17 protein-coding genes are annotated in these 17,629 nt (G+C 39.3%); 7 read left to right on the forward strand and 10 right to left on the reverse strand.

Translation table 11 applies throughout. From position 1 onward, the window contains the following. The first annotated feature begins 31 nt into the window (after positions 1-31). Positions 32-427: a 50S ribosomal protein L21 gene (rplU, locus tag F564_RS0104975; protein WP_028121646.1), complete on the forward strand. Its 396-nt coding sequence runs from the start codon at positions 32-34 to the stop codon at positions 425-427. 25 nt (positions 428-452) lie between these two features. After that, the gene (gene rpmA, locus F564_RS0104980) at positions 453-710 is read left to right on the forward strand and encodes a 50S ribosomal protein L27 (protein ID WP_028121647.1); all 258 of its coding nucleotides are present in this window, start codon (positions 453-455) and stop codon (positions 708-710) included. A 108-nt stretch (positions 711-818) separates the two neighbouring features. Here rpmA and F564_RS0104985 read toward each other — a convergent pair whose 3' ends face one another. The 3 genes from F564_RS0104985 to smpB form a co-directional block, all read right to left on the reverse strand. Beyond that, positions 819-1,559, reverse strand: coding sequence for a YebC/PmpR family DNA-binding transcriptional regulator (locus F564_RS0104985; protein ID WP_028121648.1), 741 nt, complete (start codon positions 1,557-1,559; stop codon positions 819-821). Between the two features lie 100 nt (positions 1,560-1,659). Beyond that, positions 1,660-3,144: an OmpA family protein gene (locus F564_RS0104990; protein ID WP_028121649.1), complete on the reverse strand. Its 1,485-nt coding sequence runs from the start codon at positions 3,142-3,144 to the stop codon at positions 1,660-1,662. A 67-nt stretch (positions 3,145-3,211) separates the two neighbouring features. Then, positions 3,212-3,670: an SsrA-binding protein SmpB gene (gene smpB / locus F564_RS0104995; protein WP_028121650.1), complete on the reverse strand. Its 459-nt coding sequence runs from the start codon at positions 3,668-3,670 to the stop codon at positions 3,212-3,214. A gap of 78 nt (positions 3,671-3,748) precedes the next feature. Between smpB and F564_RS0105000 the strand changes: the two genes are divergently transcribed. Beyond that, positions 3,749-5,371 carry an ABC-F family ATP-binding cassette domain-containing protein gene (locus tag F564_RS0105000; protein WP_028121651.1) on the forward strand — a complete coding sequence of 541 codons (1,623 nt, stop codon included), beginning with the start codon at positions 3,749-3,751 and terminating at the stop codon, positions 5,369-5,371. A gap of 286 nt (positions 5,372-5,657) precedes the next feature. Here the strand turns inward: F564_RS0105000 and rodA are convergent, their stop codons facing one another. From rodA to F564_RS0105025, 5 genes are all read right to left on the reverse strand, one after another. Continuing rightward, complete coding sequence (gene rodA / locus F564_RS0105005) at positions 5,658-6,887, reverse strand: rod shape-determining protein RodA (RefSeq protein WP_028121652.1); 1,230 nt, start codon at positions 6,885-6,887, stop codon at positions 5,658-5,660. Beyond that, a complete protein-coding gene (locus F564_RS0105010) occupies positions 6,884-8,911 on the reverse strand; it encodes a peptidoglycan D,D-transpeptidase FtsI family protein (protein ID WP_028121653.1) in 2,028 nt (675 codons plus the stop codon). Before F564_RS0105010 ends, rodA begins: the two co-directional genes overlap by 4 nt. 88 nt (positions 8,912-8,999) lie before the next feature. Beyond that, positions 9,000-9,506, reverse strand: a complete 507-nt coding sequence (locus tag F564_RS0105015) for a hypothetical protein (protein ID WP_028121654.1) — start codon at positions 9,504-9,506, stop codon at positions 9,000-9,002. Continuing rightward, entirely contained in the window at positions 9,496-10,350 is an 855-nt protein-coding gene (mreC, locus tag F564_RS0105020) for a rod shape-determining protein MreC (RefSeq protein WP_028121655.1), read from the reverse strand. The genes F564_RS0105015 and mreC overlap by 11 nt, the downstream gene beginning before the upstream one ends. A gap of 99 nt (positions 10,351-10,449) precedes the next feature. Further along, a complete protein-coding gene (locus F564_RS0105025; RefSeq protein WP_028121656.1) occupies positions 10,450-11,475 on the reverse strand; it encodes a rod shape-determining protein in 1,026 nt (341 codons plus the stop codon). A gap of 285 nt (positions 11,476-11,760) precedes the next feature. Between F564_RS0105025 and hemA the strand changes: the two genes are divergently transcribed. From hemA to hemE, 4 genes are all read left to right on the forward strand, one after another. Then, a complete protein-coding gene (gene hemA, locus F564_RS0105030) occupies positions 11,761-13,050 on the forward strand; it encodes a glutamyl-tRNA reductase (RefSeq protein WP_028121657.1) in 1,290 nt (429 codons plus the stop codon). After that, positions 13,019-13,927, forward strand: coding sequence for a hydroxymethylbilane synthase (gene hemC / locus F564_RS0105035; RefSeq protein WP_028121658.1), 909 nt, complete (start codon positions 13,019-13,021; stop codon positions 13,925-13,927). The genes hemA and hemC overlap by 32 nt, the downstream gene beginning before the upstream one ends. 126 nt (positions 13,928-14,053) lie before the next feature. Then, entirely contained in the window at positions 14,054-14,740 is a 687-nt protein-coding gene (locus tag F564_RS0105040) for a uroporphyrinogen-III synthase (RefSeq protein ID WP_028121659.1), read from the forward strand. 191 nt (positions 14,741-14,931) lie between these two features. After that, the gene (hemE, locus tag F564_RS0105050; protein WP_028121660.1) at positions 14,932-15,957 is read left to right on the forward strand and encodes a uroporphyrinogen decarboxylase; all 1,026 of its coding nucleotides are present in this window, start codon (positions 14,932-14,934) and stop codon (positions 15,955-15,957) included. A gap of 226 nt (positions 15,958-16,183) precedes the next feature. On the opposite strand, the gene F564_RS0105055 is transcribed toward hemE, so the two are convergent. Beyond that, a complete protein-coding gene (locus F564_RS0105055; protein ID WP_028121661.1) occupies positions 16,184-16,672 on the reverse strand; it encodes a YkgJ family cysteine cluster protein in 489 nt (162 codons plus the stop codon). Further along, positions 16,672-17,628 carry an ion channel gene (locus tag F564_RS18720; RefSeq protein ID WP_051259564.1) on the reverse strand — a complete coding sequence of 319 codons (957 nt, stop codon included), beginning with the start codon at positions 17,626-17,628 and terminating at the stop codon, positions 16,672-16,674. Before F564_RS18720 ends, F564_RS0105055 begins: the two co-directional genes overlap by 1 nt. Position 17,629: the final 1 nt, after the last annotated feature.

Consider the following 17,629-nt stretch of genomic DNA (forward strand, 5'->3'; position numbering starts at 1 on the left):
TGCACCTCGAATAATATAAAATTTATAAACAATGTTTGCAATTGTAGAAATAGCAGGGCTTCAATACAAAGTTGAGCAAAACCAAAAGTTGTTTGTGAACCGTTTGAAAGGAGACAAAGGAACGAAAGTTTCTTTTGATAAAGTTCTTCTTACTGTAAACGGCGCAATTACTATTGGTGCCCCGGCTGTAAGCGGTATTACCGTAGAAGTAGAAATCCTAGACCACGTTTTGGCGGATAAAGTAATCATCTTCAAAAAGAAGAGAAGAAAAGGTTATGCAAAGAAAAACGGTCACAGACAATCTCTAACTCAAATCATCGTAACTGGTATCACTGGTTTTGATTCTGAGAAAAAAGAAGCTAAAAAAGCAGCGCCTAAGAAAGCGGCTAAAGCTGAAGTAACAGAAACCAGCGAATCTGCTGAATAATTTTTAACCACAAAGTTTAAATAAAATGGCACATAAGAAAGGAGTTGGTAGTTCCAAAAACGGTAGAGAATCTCATTCCAAAAGATTGGGCGTGAAGATTTTCGGAGGACAAGACGCTATTGCTGGTAACATCATCATCAGACAAAGAGGTACTCAGCATCACCCAGGTGAAAATGTTGGGATGGGTAAAGATCACACTTTGCACGCTCTTGTTGACGGTAAAGTTGTTTTCAGAAAGAAAGCTAACAACAGATCATTTGTATCTATTGAACCAAACGCATAATTTGGCTTATAGCAATTAGCTTATGGCTATTTGCTTTTAAAAGCGTTTTATAAAAATAAAAAATCCTGAGACTTATGTTTCAGGATTTTTTTTTGGGTGATTGTTCGATTAAAGCGTTTCTAATTGCGCTTCTGTAAACTCCATATTATGGAAGACGTTCTGAACGTCGTCGTCTTCTTCAAAGCGTTCCAGCATTTTCATATTGGCCTTGAACTGGTCATCCGTCATTTCCTTGGTATTGTTCGGAATCCTTTGTAATTCTGCACTTTTCACTTCGATTTTTAGATCGTCAAGCTTGTGAGACATGGCTCCGAAATCTTCGAAGGCTGTTGTGATCAGAACTTCAGTTTCGTCTTGATCGATCTCTTCTGCGCCACCGTCTATCATTTCCATTTCGAAGTCATCCCATTCGGATTTGATCTGAGCCTTATCAATCGTGAAAATACCCTTTCTGTCGAAGATAAAAGCTAACTCTCCGTTCTTGCCAAGACTGCCATCAAACTTATTGAAAATAGCTCTTACGTTGGCAACCGTTCTCGTAGGATTGTTTGTGGTACATTCTACAAAGAAAGCAACGCCTCCTTGTCCGTAACCTTCGTAAGTGATCTCTTCATAGTTCTCCGCATCTGCGCCACTTGCCTTTTTAATCGCACGTTCCACATTATCCTTTGGCATATTGGCGCCTTTTGCATTCTGGATGCATCTTCTAAGTGCTGGATTGGCTTCCGGATCAGATCCGCCGGCTTTCACTGCTAATGCTATATCTTTTCCTATCTTGGAAAACGTTTTGGCCATCTTATCCCATCTGGCCATTTTTGAGGCTTTTCTATATTCGAATGCTCTTCCCATTACAAGTTTTATTTTATACTACAAAAGTACTGAAATATGGAAACAAAAAAAATACCTCCAATAAAATTGGAGGTATTTATATTTAGAAATTAATTGCTAATTATTTTCTTTTTTTAGTAGCTTTTTTCTTAACTACTTTTTTCACTACTACTGGAAGGTCAGACTTCTGAAGAGCATCCCAAGCAGCGCCGTTTACAGCCTCTACTACTACTTTTCTATCAGCTTGTCTCTCAGCATCAGAAGCTTTTTCAGAAACTTTAGCATCTCTTTCACCTACACCTACTGATTTCAATTGATTTGGATTTACACCTTTTGCTTCTAGCGCAGAAACTACAGAAGCAGCTCTTTGTCTAGATAGTTTTAAGTTATAAGCTTCAGCACCTTTAGCATCTGTGTAACCAGTTACCAAGAAAGTAGCATCTTTCGCTCCGTTAAGGATAGAAGCAGCTTGTTCAATTTTACCATTAGACTCAGCTCTTAAAGTAGCTTTGTTGAAGTCAAACAAGATGTTTGTAAGTGCGCCTGTAGCATCTTCAGCATAAGCAGAAGCTGGCTTAGGACAACCTTGGTATTGAGCAAGACCGAACACTGTAGGACAAGCATCATCTTTGTCTAACACACCGTCTCCGTCTGTATCTGGCCAAGGACAACCTTTGTTTTCAGCTGGACCAGCTACGTCAACACAAGCATCATCTTTGTCTAATACACCGTCTCCGTCTGTATCTGGCCAAGGACAACCTTCGTTTTCAACTGGACCTGCAACATCGATACATTTATCAACTTTGTCAAATACGCCGTCTCCGTCTGTATCTGGACAACCATTGAATTGTGGATCTGCAGATGCAATACCAGGAATTTCAGGACAAGCATCGTCTTTATCTAGGATTCCGTCTTTATCTTTGTCAGTATTTCCGAATCTAAATAATAGAGACGCAGAAGCTTGCCAAAAATTAGCAACATTAGATTTGTCTACTGGCGTAGTCACATAATCTCCTTGAACACCTAAACCGAAGTTTTTGGTCACCCAGAAATTGATACCTGCACCTGTACTTACTGCAAAGTGATTTGCTTTACCTGTCAAGTCACCGTCTTCATTGTAAGCCGTCTTAACTTCTCCAGATTTGGTATCTGTTTTAGGGAACATAAGAGCAGTATAATCATGTCTTAAATAGTTAGCACCAACTCTCAAGTACGGGTCAAACCAAGACTCTTCGTCCCACAATAAACCTGCAGCTTTGAATTGAAGACCAAGACCTGTCATAAGGAAAAACTCCTTATTCATACCGAATCTTTTGTTGTCTACGTTACCAACTGACGTCTGCCAGTCAATAACCAAACCTTTTCCAAGGCTTCTTGCAACTGTCAATTTAGAAAGTGGCGGTGTAATTGAATACTTCGATACGCCGAATAAATTTTCTTTTAAATTGTTGAATGAGAACGTATTGCTAAAGTTTCCTCTTTGAGCAACGTGATTCACTCCATGAGCACCTACACCTATAACCCAAGGGTTAGTAGTTGTTTGCGCAAAAACAGAAGAAGCAACAGTAAGTGCCAATGCTGTAATTCCTAATTTTAGATTTTTCATAGAATTAAATGATTAAATAATTGATAATGCAAAATAAATATAATTTTTCTTTATAAACAAAGTTTTTTTAACTTTTCTTTAATATACGTTGGATATTAACCTTATTTTCCCTGTCTTTGATCGCCTCTCTTTTATCAAACAGTTTCTTTCCCTTAGCCAATGATATCAGTAGCTTTGCTTTACCGTTGTCATTAATATAAAGCTTGAGTGGGATTATCGTATTGCCAACATCTTTTAACTTTTTTTTAAGTTTTTGCAATTCGTAATTATGCATTAGCAATTTCCGTTCCCTTTTTATTTTATGATTATAAAAAGTTCCTAATTTGTACTCATCGATCATCATATTAATGACGTACAGTTCATCATCGATAAACTGGCAGAAGCTCTCCGTGATGGATGCTTTGGAAGATCTGAGAGATTTTATTTCTGTCCCCGTGAGGACTATGCCAGCTTCGTATTCATCCAGAATTTCGTACTCAAAGCGGGCACGTTTATTAAATATATTAACAGTCTTTTCTATTTTCATTGTGTTAAATTAATATAAGATCAGGCTTTTCATCATCCCAACTTATTTTCGTATTTTTGCACAAATTTACAAAACAATATGTTAACAGTATCTAATTTATCATTACAGTTCGGGAAAAGAGTTCTTTTTGACGAAGTCAATATAAAATTTACAAAGGGAAATTGCTACGGTATTATTGGAGCCAATGGTGCAGGTAAATCTACTTTCCTTAAAATATTAAGCGGAAAACAAGATCCTACGTCCGGAAATACGTCTTTGGAAAACGGTAAAAGAATGTCAGTTCTAGAGCAGGATCACTTTGCCTATGACAACTTCACCGTACTTGAGACCATTCTTAGAGGTAACAAAATGCTTTTCGACATCAAGGAACAGATGGATGCTTTGTACGCAAAAGAAGATTTCTCAGATGAGGATGGGATCAAGGCTGGAGAACTTGGCGTGGTCTATGACGAGATGGGCGGTTGGAACTCAGAAGCTGATGCTCAGACAATGCTGTCTAACGTCGGTATTTCAGAGGATATGCACTATCAGATGATGGGCGAATTAGAGAATAAAGATAAAGTAAGAGTTCTACTTGCTCAGGCCTTGTTCGGAAATCCTGATGTATTGATCCTGGATGAACCTACGAATGACCTGGATATCGCAACTATTGCGTGGCTAGAGGATTTCTTGGCAGATTATGAGAATACGGTCATCGTTGTTTCTCACGACCGTCACTTCCTGGATACTGTCTGTACGCACATTGGCGATTTGGACTATGCTAAACTGAACCTTTACACCGGTAACTACTCTTTCTGGTATCAGGCTTCACAATTAGCAACAAGACAAAGAAATCAGGCTAATAAAAAAGCGGAAGACAAGAAAAAAGAATTACAGGACTTCATCGCACGATTCAGTTCCAACGTTGCCAAAGCCAAACAGGCGACTGCCCGTAAAAAGATGATCGACAAGTTGAACATCGATGATATCAAACCATCATCAAGACGATATCCAGCAATTATCTTCGATACTGAAAGAGAAGTTGGAGATCAGATCCTAGACGTGAAAGGTCTTGAAAAAACCAAGGATGGAGAATTGCTGTTCGCCAACATCGACCTTAATCTTAAGAAAGGCGACAAAGTAGCCGTGATCTCCAGAAACTCTTTGGCAATCACAGAATTCTTCGAAATATTAGCTGGTAATCTACCTGCAGACAAAGGAAATATTGCTTGGGGTGTTACGACAAACCAGTCGCATATGCCTTTGGACAACACGACTTTCTTCCAAGAAGACATCAACTTGGTAGATTGGTTGAGACAATTTACGAAAAATGATGAGGAGCGCCACGAGGAATTTATGAGAGGTTTCTTAGGAAGAATGCTTTTCTCTGGAGACGAAGCGCTAAAATCTTGTAAAGTCCTTTCTGGAGGTGAAAAAATGAGATGTATGTTCAGTAGAATGATGCTCCAGAAAGCAAACGTTCTTCTTTTGGATGAGCCTACGAATCACTTAGATTTGGAAAGTATCACCACTTTGAACAACTCATTGAACAACTTCAAAGGAAACATTCTGCTATCTTCTCATGACCACGAATTATTAGGAACCGTTTGTAACAGAATCATCGAGTTGACACCAAAAGGCATCATCGATAGGGATATGACTTACGACGAATATCTTGGAGACAAGAAAATCAAAGAATTGCAGGAGCAGATGTATTCTTAAAACTATTGGGGCGCCTTTATCCGCCTTCCACTCCCGCTTTTTTCTTTTTGTTGTCTTCGGCTACGCTCAGGCAACAAAAAGAAAAAGAGCTCCGTTCAAGTCGGGGCGCGGGATTACACATAGAAACCATATTTGTCACTAAAGACAACAATTCACATCAACCCTTTCGGAGTTCAAATCCTGAAAGGGTTTTTCATTTTGTCAAAGTTTCAAATTTTTATCAACATTTTTTGGGAGAATATTTTACGAGTTTTGGGAGGAAGTAAGACCAAAGATCCATCTTCCTTTACACCAAACTATTTTTGTCTGCGTAATTGAGTTTAAAGAAAATAAAAGTCATTATAGAGAATGCCAAAAGCGAACTTCCTCCATAACTGAAAAACGGCAACGGAATCCCAACAGTCGGGAAAAGTCCCATCACCATCCCAAGATTGATAGAAAAATGTATGAGTAAAATAGACGCAAAACAGTATCCAAAAACACGGTTAAAGGTGGACTTCTGATTCTCTGCTAGATAATAAATCCTGCCAATAAAAACCGAATAACAGAGAATCAGAATAACGCTACCCAGAAATCCCCACTCCTCGCCCACGGTACAGAAAATATAATCTGTTTCCTGCTCAGGAACGAATTTGCCTTGCGTTACAGAACCCTGCTTGTAGCCTTTGCCAATAAATCCGCCAGAGCCAATGGCCGTTTTGGAATACAGAAGATTATAGCCAGAAGTATCACGAAATGCTTTTTCTCCTTTGTACAAGACTTCTATTCTTTCGCGCTGGTGTTTTGGCAATTTCGAAAGAACATAGGTGGAAGAATATGACAGTCCACTGAGAATACCTACGATAAGGACAATCCCCATAATCAAGACCATATTTCCTTTGATCTTGTAAAAATTAAGAAATACAAAAATGGCGGCGATCAACAGAATTGCAATCGTAATGTATAAAGGATCTACTGCAATAGAGATCAAAAAAGTCGCAGCAAAAATGAAAATAATGCCAAAAATCCAACCTGAAAGACCTTCTCTGTAAAGCGCCATCAAAAAAGCAAAAAACACTAAAAGTGAACCAACATCAGGTATCAGCAAAACCACAATACCGGGAATGCCTACAATGGCTAAAACTGTATAAAGTACTTTTTTATTTTTCAGATTAAAATCTGGCCCGGATACGTAATTAGAAAGCATCAGCGCCGTTCCAATTTTTGCAAACTCAACGGGCTGCATCGTAAAACCACCAAATTTGTACCAGTTTTTTTGTCCTAAAATTTCCGTTCCAAATGGAAATAATCCTATCAAGAGTAAAACACCTCCGATATAGATGATTGCGGACATATTTTCAAAAAACTTGGTTCTCATAAAAAATATGATCATACCCACAAACAAAGAGATCCCGAAGAACATCAATTGTTTGCTTCCCAACTTCGCATCTACACTATGGATATTAATAATAGCAAAAACGCAAAGCGCGATATAAAGTCCAATACCCAATTTATCTATCCCTTCGGTCCACTTCATTTTGAATTGTTTTTTAGAGGTTTAACTTTGGCACTGTCTTTCTTTATTTTTTTATGTTCAATGGCCTGGAGACTGTCTTTGATTCTTTTCAGTTTTACAGAATCTTTAGGTGGCTCTTTGTACCAGCCTTTTCGCTTCATCTCGGAAATATACTGTCGTCTGTACTCCGGCATAAAGCTGGATGTGATCATTTTTTTGTACAGGTTTTCTCTCTTCACTTCTCCGGTGATGTATTTTTCTGCAATCACGGTACAAGCCGGCCCCGCCCAAGTGGCACCAAAACCTGCATGTTCCATCACCGCAACCACCACAATTTTGGGTTTATCTGCGGGAGCTATCAAAACAAAAATCGAATTATCCTTTCCTTGGGGAACCTGCGCTGTACCTGTTTTTGCAAGCTGTGTAAAATCTTTTGACCGCAGACTTCTTCCGGTTCCCTTGATCATTACTGCTTCCATACCCTGAAGAACTACATTGTAGTAATGCGGATTTTGGACCAGCGTCATATGTTTCTTCTTAAATCTCGGATCCGGATTGGGTTTTCCATCAATACTTTTTACAATGTGAGGTGTGTAGTACCAGCCCTTGTTTGCAATTGCACCTACGAAGTTTGCCATTTGCAAAGGTGTTAAAAGGACATCACCTTGTCCCATACCATTGTACAAAGCTCCTGTTGGCATCTCGTCCCAGTTTTTAAAATCTGTACGTTTGGATCCACTCGCTTTATAGATAGATTTCATTCTTTTCTCATAAAACTCTCCAGATGGGATTCTACCTTTTGCACCCACAGCTAGATCGTTATTAAGAAATTCTCCAACCCCAAAACTATTGATGATTTTTTTCCATTCATCAATACCTCGCGAGGGATTTCCTGGGTATTTTTTTATGATGGCCAGATAGGCATAGGTAAAATAACAATTGCTGGAAACCTGGATAGAAGGTATCAGCGGATCTGCACCACCGTGGCCTTTGATACTTTTTCCGCGATAGAAAAAACCTCTTCCACAAGGGAATATCGTTTGATCCGTCATCACACCCATTTCCATAGCTGCCAGAGCCGTCAACAATTTAAATGTTGATCCGGGAGGGTAAGCAGCCTGAACAGATCTGTCAAAAGTTGGTTTGTTCTCAAAGATCGTATCGGTCGCAAGTTTGTAAAGATTTCGGGATTTATTCGGCCCTGTGAAAAGATTAGGATCAATGTCCGGACCAGTAGCCATCGTCAGAATCTCGCCGTTGTTTGGGTCAAGCGCTACGACTGCACCGTGTTTGTTGACCAGCATTTCTTCGGCCATTCTTTGCAGATCATAATCTATGGTCAGTGTCAGGTCTTTTCCTGTAACCACTTCTTTATCTAGCTCTCCGTTTTTATAAGAGCCTATGCTTCTCTGGCGGATGTCTTTTTGGATATATTTTACACCTTTCTCTCCTCGGAGTTCTTTTTCGTACGATTTTTCCACACCACTTTTTCCGGCGATATCGCCCGGAAGATAATAAAGCGAATCTTTCTTGATGTCACTATCATTCACCTGATTGGTATATCCCAAAAGATTTCCAGAGGTATTGATCTCATACTGTCTTTGCGGGCGTGGCACGATACTGAACGCCGGATATTTAAAAATCAATTCCTGAATCCTTGCCATCTCTTCCCTACTGAGATTTTTCATAAAAGTCATAGGTGTCAGGCGAGAATAGTATTTTTCGCTTTCGATGGCTTTCATTGTTTTTATGAAATCCAGCTTTGAGATTTTGAGTAATCTGCAAAATCCAATGGTATCAAAATCTGGTTTAAGAAGCGTCGCCGTATAAGAGATCTCAAAAGATGGTTGATTTCCTACTAATATTTTTCCGTTCCTGTCGAATATCACACCTCTTGGCGGAATAATGTATTCTGTTTTGATGGAGGTGTTGGCAGCATTCAGTGCATATCTGTCAGTAAATAATTGCAAATACGATAACCTTGCAACAAATATTAATGCAATGATAGATAAGGCGAGAATGATCTTGAGATATTGTGATTTCATATGTGTTTTATAGTTTTTCAGAGGACATATGCAACCTCGAAGTCAAAGAAAGCATCTTTTGTTCTTTTATACACATGCTTATTCTGTTTCAGACTTTTTGCTTGATTTTAAATGCTAATGCGTAGGCTAATATAAATACAAAAGAAATGATACTGGTCACTATGACATTAAATAAAATTTCAAAAAATCTGTCGAACTTGAAAAACTCGATGTACTGAACCAGAAGTTGATGAATAAAGATACTGGTGACAATAAAGAAGACAAACTGTGTCCACTGGATACTTTGAAAGGAGAAAAAATCTGTCGTCGTGTCTGTGGAAGTCCGGAATATGATTGTCCGGAAATAAGCCACAACCGTTGTTGCAAAAGCATTGATTCCCCATGTACCCAAAAATGCATCAACACAAAGTCCTAAAATAAAACTGAGTGCCAGGAAATGAAATCTGTTTCTGAAGAAGGGATAAAACATCACGAAAACAGGATAAAGCACCGGAATATACTGTCCGAAAAGAGCCACTCTATTCAGAATAAAGATCTGAAAAGATGTCAATAATGCGATTAAAACCAGATCTGACACAACGTTTCTACTGATCATCCTTTTTAATTTGAGCTTTTAATGTATCATCGATTTTCTGAACTTCAGATTTCTTCAGGTTTCTTACGACATAAACTGTACTTAATTTTCCAATTTTCTCGCTGAGTTCTACAGAAATATCCCAGAAGCCTGTTTTGCTGTCCACCTCGTATCCGGCGATAGTTCCAACCATAATACCTGCCGGGAAAATAGAAGACTTGCCGTCGGTTACAACACTATCTCCTACTTTAAGAGGAACATATTTTGGAATATCAGATAAAGTCATCGTTCTGGTGTCATCTCCTTTCCAGGACAATGTACCAAAATAGCCAGACTTTTTGAGTGCAGCGCTGATCTTGATTTTGTTTACACTTAGGATAGATTGTACCAAAGCATAATTATCTGTGGTATTGATGACAATTCCGGCAATACCTCGGGGCGCTATAACACCCATTTTTGAGCTTACACCCTGACGGCTTCCTCGGTTGATTGTATAATAATTGTCTCTTCTGTTGATACTGTTGAAAACCACTTCGCCATCTACAAATGTGTAGATCTGTCCGCCACCAATGGTGTCATAAACCCTTCGGAAATTTGGTTTCTCAACTTTATCTTTTCCGTAAAGCTGAAGCATCAGTGCCTTATTTTGAGTGATAAGATCGTCGTTGATCTGCTTAAGTTTCAAATAGGAAGTTCCTTCGTCAATGTAGCCTGAAACCCATGAATTGAACGCAGCAGCTCTTGCTGCAATGAAACTCTGCTGCATTGTATTTTTGCTGAAAATAAGAACAATTGCAACCAATTGCAGGAAGACAAAGAATACAAACAACGCATTCTTAGAAAAAAATCTCAGCAAAGCACCCATCTAAGTTATAAATGATAATTGATAAATTATAAATGATTTGATACTCGATTCAAGACTTATCATCAGACCTTCAATCATTCAAATTTTACAGAAAATGTATTATTTAATTAGAAAATTAAATTTGTCCATATTTTTAAGAGCAATTCCGGTACCTCTAACCACCGCCCTCAAAGGATCTTCTGCCACGAAAACAGGAAGACCAGTTTTCCTGTGAAGCCTGTCTGCCAAACCTCTTAGCAGTGCTCCTCCGCCAGCAAGATAGATACCTGTTTTGTAAATATCCGCAGCCAGCTCCGGAGGCGTAAGGGAAAGGGTCTCCATTACAGCATCTTCTATTCTAATGATAGATTTGTCAAGTGCTTTGGCAATTTCTTTATAGTTGACCATAATCTCTTTTGGTTTCCCAGTGATGAGATCACGTCCCTGCACAGGAATATCGTCAATGGGCACATCCAATTCTTCCACAGCGGAACCCACTTCAATTTTAATTCTCTCTGCCGTTCTTTCTCCAATGTATAAGTTATGATGTGTTCTCAGGTAATAAGCAATGTCATTGGTAAAAACATCACCTGCGATTTTCACAGATTTATCACAAACAATACCGCCTAATGCTACCACAGCGATCTCCGTTGTCCCACCTCCTATGTCGATGATCATATTACCTTCAGGTTTCTGAACATCTATCCCAACTCCTATTGCAGCGGCCATTGGTTCATATATCAAGCGGACCTCTTTTGCATTGACTTTTTGAGCAGAATCCCTTACCGCTCTTTTTTCCACTTCGGTAATACCAGAAGGGATACATATCACAATCCTAAGTGCCGGCTGAAAAAACTTGCCTTTGATACCAGGAATCTGCTTGATAAACTCCTTGATCATATGCTCTGAAGCGTGGAAATCCGCAATAACACCATCCTTCAATGGTCTCACCGTCTTGATATCCTCGTGGGTCTTCCCTTGCATATGTTTTGCTTGTTCTCCCACAGCAATTGGCTTGCCCGTAGAGCGCTCTATTGCGACAATAGACGGCTGATCCACAACTATTTTGTTGTTGTGAATAATAAGCGTGTTAGCAGTTCCCAAGTCAATCGCAATCTCTTGCGTAAACATATCCAATATACCCATTTTGTTCAGTAATTATTAAGTTTACAAAGATATAAATTTAGAGCCATTCTATCTGATGAATTAAAAATAATTTGGTTAAAATTTTATTAAAATTTCAATAAAAAATACCAATTAAAAAATCAGAATCACATTCAAAATTCTAAAATTATTACGCTTACAATAAAACATTGAGTCTTTTATGATTCTTTTCACGATGATAAACATATACTATAGATTTTATCAATTTTCAAAAATCATATTCGGAAACAGTTTTTGTATTAAATATCGTAAATTTGCCAACTGAAAATGAGTACTAAAAATAAATTTCACCAAACGTCAGATTTCGCCGTTCTCAGCATCAGTTATGAAAAAGCCGATGCTGAAACCCGTGGCAGATTTGCGTTTTTTGATGATCATATCAAAGCCTTTGTCAATCAGATCCACGAGCAGGATTATGGTGACGCTTTCGTGGTTTCCACTTGCAACAGGACAGAGATCTATTCTACCACAAAAAATTACCTTCATATCGCAGAACTCTATTGCAACACTGTGGGCGTTTCCCTTTCAGAATTTCTGAATTACGTCAATGTCCTGCAAAGAGAAGATGCTTTGTATCATCTTTTTCGTGTGGCAGCAGGTTTGGAGAGTCAGATCATTGGCGATTTCGAGATCGTTTCTCAGATCAAAAATGCCTATCACAGATTCAAAACTTACAAAGATTTTTCCAATCCTTATTTGGAACGTGCCATCAATTCCTCCATTCAGATTTCGAAAAGGATCAAGAATGAAACCGGGATCAGCACTGGATCAGCTTCGGTTTCTTACGCTGCTGTTCATTATATCCTGAACAATACAAAACACATCCACGAGAAGAACATCTTGCTTCTTGGTGTTGGAGAAATAGGTCAGAACACAATAGAAAACCTTGTAAAACACATCTACCAGCCGAACATCAAAATTGCCAACCGCTCTTTTGAAAAAGCAGAGAAAATTGCTGATAAATACAATATTCCACAAATTGATTTTGACACGTTCCCGGAAGAACTAAAAAAAACAGACGTTCTGATCGTTGCCACCGGCGCACAGAAGTACATCGTCAACCAGGACAATTTTCCGAAAGAGAAAGAAATGCTGGTCATCGATCTTTCTATCCCGAATAATGTTCAGAAAGAAATCGGCAACTTGGAAAACGTGACCCTGATAGATGTGGATCAACTTTCGCAAACGATCAAGGCCACGATGGACCAACGTAAAAAAGAAATCCCCAAAGCCGAAGCCATCATCAAGGATATGGCAAAAGAATTTGTAGATTGGGAAAAGAAAAGAAAACTGGCACCGCAGATCAACCATTTCAAAAATTCTCTGAAAAGGATCGAAGAAATAGAAATGCACAACATCCACAAGAAATTCCATTACGCCAAGATCGAGGATATGGAACTGTCCAACAATCTGGTGCAGAAGATCACGAATCGATTTGCGAAGTACATTATGGAAAATCCTTCCCGTGCAGATGAAATCACAAAACTAATGGAAGAAATTCTTGACATTCATAAACAGGAAAACAATGACGACAATAAGAATAGGAACGCGAAATAGTCCGCTTGCGCTTTGGCAGGCACACGAAGTTGAAGCCAAACTTCAGAATTTGGGCTTTCAAACACAGATCGTTCCCATCATCAGCTCCGGAGATAAAAACCTGAACCAACCGCTTTACGCCTTGGGAATCACCGGCATTTTCACCAAAGATCTGGACATTGCTTTGCTTAATGATGAGATTGATATTGCGGTTCATTCCCTAAAAGATGTTCCGACGCTTTTGCCGGAAAACATTCAGATCTCAGCGGTTTTGGAAAGGGATTTTCCAGAAGATGTATTGGTCAGAAACAAAGACGCAGAAGCGTTGGATTTGAATACCTTGAAAATTGCGACCAGCAGTTTGAGAAGACGCGCTTTTTGGCTGAAAGAATTTCCGGAAACTGAATTTACCGACATCCGTGGAAATGTACAAACACGATTAAAAAAACTGGACGATGGCGTTGCAGATGCGACGATATTTTCACTAGCCGGAATCAAAAGGATGAATCTGGATGTAGCGTATGAACAAATCCCATTCTTGTTACAAGCACCTTCGCAAGGTGTGGTTGCAATCGCCAGCAAAATTGACAATCCGGAATTGAGCCTTATTTTAAAATCAATATCTCATCAAGACACTGAGATTTGCGTTACGATAGAAAGAGAATTCCTGAAAACACTAGAAGGCGGCTGTACAGCGCCGATTGGCGCAAAAGCTGAATTAGTAGGCAATCAAATCAGATTTGTCGGCAGACTTTGTTCGCTTGATGGAAAAGATTGCATCGAAACAGATGAAATATTGGAATGGAATGATTCTGAGAATTTTGGTGAAAAATGGGCACTGAAAGTTTTGGAAAACGGCGGCAAAGAATTGATGCACAACATTAAAAAAAGTTTGTAGCAGATTTAATGCAAAGGCGCAACTATTTGTTCATTTGAAATGTTCAAAGTCGCCAAGTTAAAAATTTGCGACTTCTATATCAATAACAATTACTATTTTTTTTGCGCCTTTGCGTTAAAAGACCATATGAAAATCCTTTTTACAAAATCACTGGACAAAAAAGAAGTTGCTGAGAAATTGGGAACGGAGATGTTGCTTGATTTTGTAGAAGTGATCAAAACTGCTGTTATCAAAGTCAAAACTTTCGAACTTAAGAACAACTCTTTGATTTTCACGAGCGTGAATGGTGTGAAAGCCTTCTTCGATAATGCTTTTGACGCAAACGAAAACTTTGCAGAGAAGCATTACAATAAAATCTACGCCGTTGGTTCACAGACGAAAAAGGAACTCAGGAAACACCACTTTGGGACTTTCAAGCTTTGTAAAAATGCTGCAGAACTATCGCAGTTTATCATAGAAAATTCTGTTGAGGAAAAGTTTCTGCATTTTTGCGGCAATCTGGCGCTGGATATTCTGGATGAAAAACTGCCGCTTCAGAATATTTCTTACAAAAAAATTCCTGTGTACAAAACCGAATTGCTTTTTCCGAAAATCACTGAGAAATATCAGGCTGTGGTTTTCTTCAGTCCAAGCGGAGTTCGTAGTTTTGCGAAGTTCAATAGTCTGGAGGATTTGACAATCTTTTCGATTGGAAAAACAACAACGTCAGAATTGAAGAAACTCACTGAAAATAAAATAATTACAAGTCCTAAAAATACATTAACAGATCTGTTGAATTTGATTTCTAAGGATGCTTCGACAGGCTCAGCATGACAAATTTTTATGTGGTTTGGAAGACTCATGTTGAAACTTTGCGAAGCGCGCCCCGACTTGAACGGAGCTCTTTTTCTTTTTGTTGCATTGGACGGAGCTTGGGCAACCAAAAGAAAAAAGCGGGAGTGGAAGGCGGAAAAGGCGCCCAAACGTCACAAATTGGTTCGACGCAAGTCAAATAAATTAAAAAAATGATAAAAAACGACCTATACTTGAAGGCCTTGCGAGGCGAAACCGTGGAAAGACCGCCCGTGTGGATGATGCGACAAGCCGGAAGATATTTGCCGGAATTCATTGCGTTGCGCGACAAATACGACTTTTTCACCAGATGCCAGACGCCGGAACTGGCCTCGGAAATTACGGTGCAACCAATTCGCAGATTTCCTTTGGATGCGGCGATTTTGTTCTCGGACATTCTTGTGGTTCCACAAGCGATGGGCATCGATTTCAAAATGAAGGAATCCGTTGGACCCTGGTTGGACGAGCCCATCAGAACAGCACAACAAATTGATGATGTGATAGTTCCGGACGTGAATGACACTTTGGGTTACGTTTTCGATGCGATAGAAATGACCTTGGAAAAACTGGACAATGAGATTCCGTTGATCGGTTTTGCCGGAAGTCCGTGGACTATTTTCTGTTATTGTATTGAGGGACGCGGTTCGAAGGATTTCAATATTGCAAAATCTTTCTGTTTCCTGCAACCGGAAGCGGCGCACAAATTATTGCAAAAAATCACAGACACCACCATTGCTTATCTGAAACGAAAAGTGGAAAAAGGGGTTTCTGCCGTTCAGGTTTTCGATTCTTGGGGCGGAATGCTTTCTCCTGCTGATTATCAGGAGTTTTCCTGGCAATATATCAATCAAATTGTGGAAGCTTTGGCACCTTTGACGCACGTTGTTGTTTTCGGGAAAGGCTGTTGGTTTGCGTTGGAAGATATGACCCAATCAAAAGCATCTGCTTTGGGCGTAGACTGGACCATCACGCCGGAGCTCGCTAGAAAATTCACCAATAACGCTATCACGCTTCAGGGGAACTTTGACCCGTCGAGATTGCACTCTACGCCGGCGACGATCCGAAGAATGGTTCACGAGATGATCGACCGTTTTGGGAAAGACCAGTACATTGTGAATCTGGGACACGGCATCTTACCCAATATTCCGGTGGAAAATGCAGAAGCTTTTATAAAGGCTGTTGTAGAGTGGAAAGGATAAACAGAAACCAGAGCGATTTGCTCTGGTTTTTTTTATTCCAGATGTTCTGGATTCGGCTGGGAAGCTTTGGCGGATTCGTTATTCAATCCGTGTTGTTGAGGAATTGTTTGCTTTTCCAATTTTTTCTAACATCACCATTATAATCATTTGATAACCAACGTAAAATATCACAGCAACTTATACAGAAGTTATGAAACGCTAAGGTTTTTAATACCACTTTATGACCTTATTTTCCCAGAACTTTCCTTAGTTTTTCTACAAAAACATAGGTTGCAGGACAGATCAAAGTGTTTTGGATGGTGAGATGATTGATCTGATAGATCTTCTTGCGATCGGTATGTGGATATTCTCGGCAGGCTTTTGGGCGAACATCGTATATGGAACAGGCGTTATCTTCATTCAGAAAAAAGCAGGGTAAGTTTTGCAGTACTTTGTCCTGATCCTCGTCTATTCGCAAAAATTCCGTCTCAAAATCTACCGGTTTCATTCTCAGATGTTTTGAGATCCTTTCGATGTCTTTTTCTGTGTAAAGCGGACCGGTGGTTTTGCAGCAATTGGCGCAACTGAGGCAATCTATTTCTGCAAAAGTGTCTTCGTGCGTTTCCAAAGTCAAATAGTCCAGATTTTTGGGCGGTTTCTTTTTGAGTCCTTCCAAGAATTTCCTGTGTTCCTTTTGTTTTTGCCAAGCTTGCTTTTTATAAAATTCTAGATCCATCATGAAGAAATATCTGGTAATCCTGCTGGAAAATTACTGTTAATCAAATCCAGATTCAGTATTGTGAATCTGTTGGTTTCATCCGGACCGTACATTTTTTCAAATTTTGCGCCGTAGATGATTTCGTCTGAGGTGTAACTCGTTCTCTGCACCACATCACTGGAAAATATACTGTCGAAGGCTTTGACGTGTACAATAATTTCTATATCAATGTTTTTTATATCTTCTGCCGTTAAACTGTAAAACGGAGAATCTTCATCTATATAATGGACGATCGTCCAGTTCAAAATCAATGAAGTGATCTTTGTAACTTCTAATTTCAAGGTGTAAAATGAGCTTTTGGTTTCACCATTTTCTGTCATTTCAAAAGACGCCAACACTGTGATACTGGCATCTGTAAGCGACGTATTTTTGAATGGCGCCATCCGGAACATCAATGCTGATTTCTGTTTATAAGCCGAGATCAGCGCCACATCACTGAATTTCAGAAAAGCGCGCGGGCGGGAAAATCGGCCATAAAACAATCCTGTCGCGATCGCAAATGCCAATAATCCCAAAAATGCCTCGAACGTGGCCACCAGACTTGCCAAAAACCCAACCGGCGCGATACGACCGTAACCTACTGTGGTAAAAGTCTGAGAACTAAAGAAGAAAACATCCGTGAACTCATTGGCAAAATTGCTTTTATCTATTCCGGTCAGATGTTCTATGCCAATCAAATAATAAATCAAGGCGAACATAAAATTCACGATAATGTAGCTGCCAACCAAGAGCCCGATGAACTGCCATCTTTTGAGATCCAGCATCGTGTGGTACCAGCTGTAACGGTTCAGGATATTGATTCCTTTTTTCTTGATATTGGGATAGCCATCTTTGTTGATAAATCTGCCAGAAAAATTGTCGCCAAAACCGGTGTCTTTGGTGGGCTTTAATCTGGAAAAACTGAATTTTGACATA

The sequence above is a fragment of the Epilithonimonas tenax DSM 16811 genome (assembly GCF_000428485.1).
GTDB lineage: Bacteria > Bacteroidota > Bacteroidia > Flavobacteriales > Weeksellaceae > Epilithonimonas > Epilithonimonas tenax.

What these genes read in the sequence shown, in the direction of transcription:
- F564_RS18720 (WP_051259564.1), bottom strand. Translation starts at nt 17,628, where the DNA reads ATGTCAAAATTCAGTTTTTCCAGATTAAAGCCCACCAAAGACACCGGT.
- rodA (WP_028121652.1), bottom strand. Translation starts at nt 6,887, where the DNA reads ATGAAGTGGACCGAAGGGATAGATAAATTGGGTATTGGACTTTATATC.
- hemA (WP_028121657.1), top strand. Translation starts at nt 11,761, where the DNA reads ATGAGTACTAAAAATAAATTTCACCAAACGTCAGATTTCGCCGTTCTC.
- F564_RS0105010 (WP_028121653.1), bottom strand. Translation starts at nt 8,911, where the DNA reads ATGAAATCACAATATCTCAAGATCATTCTCGCCTTATCTATCATTGCA.
- F564_RS0104990 (WP_028121649.1), bottom strand. Translation starts at nt 3,144, where the DNA reads ATGAAAAATCTAAAATTAGGAATTACAGCATTGGCACTTACTGTTGCT.
- hemC (WP_028121658.1), top strand. Translation starts at nt 13,019, where the DNA reads ATGACGACAATAAGAATAGGAACGCGAAATAGTCCGCTTGCGCTTTGG.
- F564_RS0105040 (WP_028121659.1), top strand. Translation starts at nt 14,054, where the DNA reads ATGAAAATCCTTTTTACAAAATCACTGGACAAAAAAGAAGTTGCTGAG.
- F564_RS0105015 (WP_028121654.1), bottom strand. Translation starts at nt 9,506, where the DNA reads ATGATCAGTAGAAACGTTGTGTCAGATCTGGTTTTAATCGCATTATTG.
- rpmA (WP_028121647.1), top strand. Translation starts at nt 453, where the DNA reads ATGGCACATAAGAAAGGAGTTGGTAGTTCCAAAAACGGTAGAGAATCT.
- F564_RS0105025 (WP_028121656.1), bottom strand. Translation starts at nt 11,475, where the DNA reads ATGGGTATATTGGATATGTTTACGCAAGAGATTGCGATTGACTTGGGA.
- F564_RS0105000 (WP_028121651.1), top strand. Translation starts at nt 3,749, where the DNA reads ATGTTAACAGTATCTAATTTATCATTACAGTTCGGGAAAAGAGTTCTT.
- rplU (WP_028121646.1), top strand. Translation starts at nt 32, where the DNA reads ATGTTTGCAATTGTAGAAATAGCAGGGCTTCAATACAAAGTTGAGCAA.
- F564_RS0104985 (WP_028121648.1), bottom strand. Translation starts at nt 1,559, where the DNA reads ATGGGAAGAGCATTCGAATATAGAAAAGCCTCAAAAATGGCCAGATGG.
- mreC (WP_028121655.1), bottom strand. Translation starts at nt 10,350, where the DNA reads ATGGGTGCTTTGCTGAGATTTTTTTCTAAGAATGCGTTGTTTGTATTC.
- smpB (WP_028121650.1), bottom strand. Translation starts at nt 3,670, where the DNA reads ATGAAAATAGAAAAGACTGTTAATATATTTAATAAACGTGCCCGCTTT.
- hemE (WP_028121660.1), top strand. Translation starts at nt 14,932, where the DNA reads ATGATAAAAAACGACCTATACTTGAAGGCCTTGCGAGGCGAAACCGTG.
- F564_RS0105055 (WP_028121661.1), bottom strand. Translation starts at nt 16,672, where the DNA reads ATGGATCTAGAATTTTATAAAAAGCAAGCTTGGCAAAAACAAAAGGAA.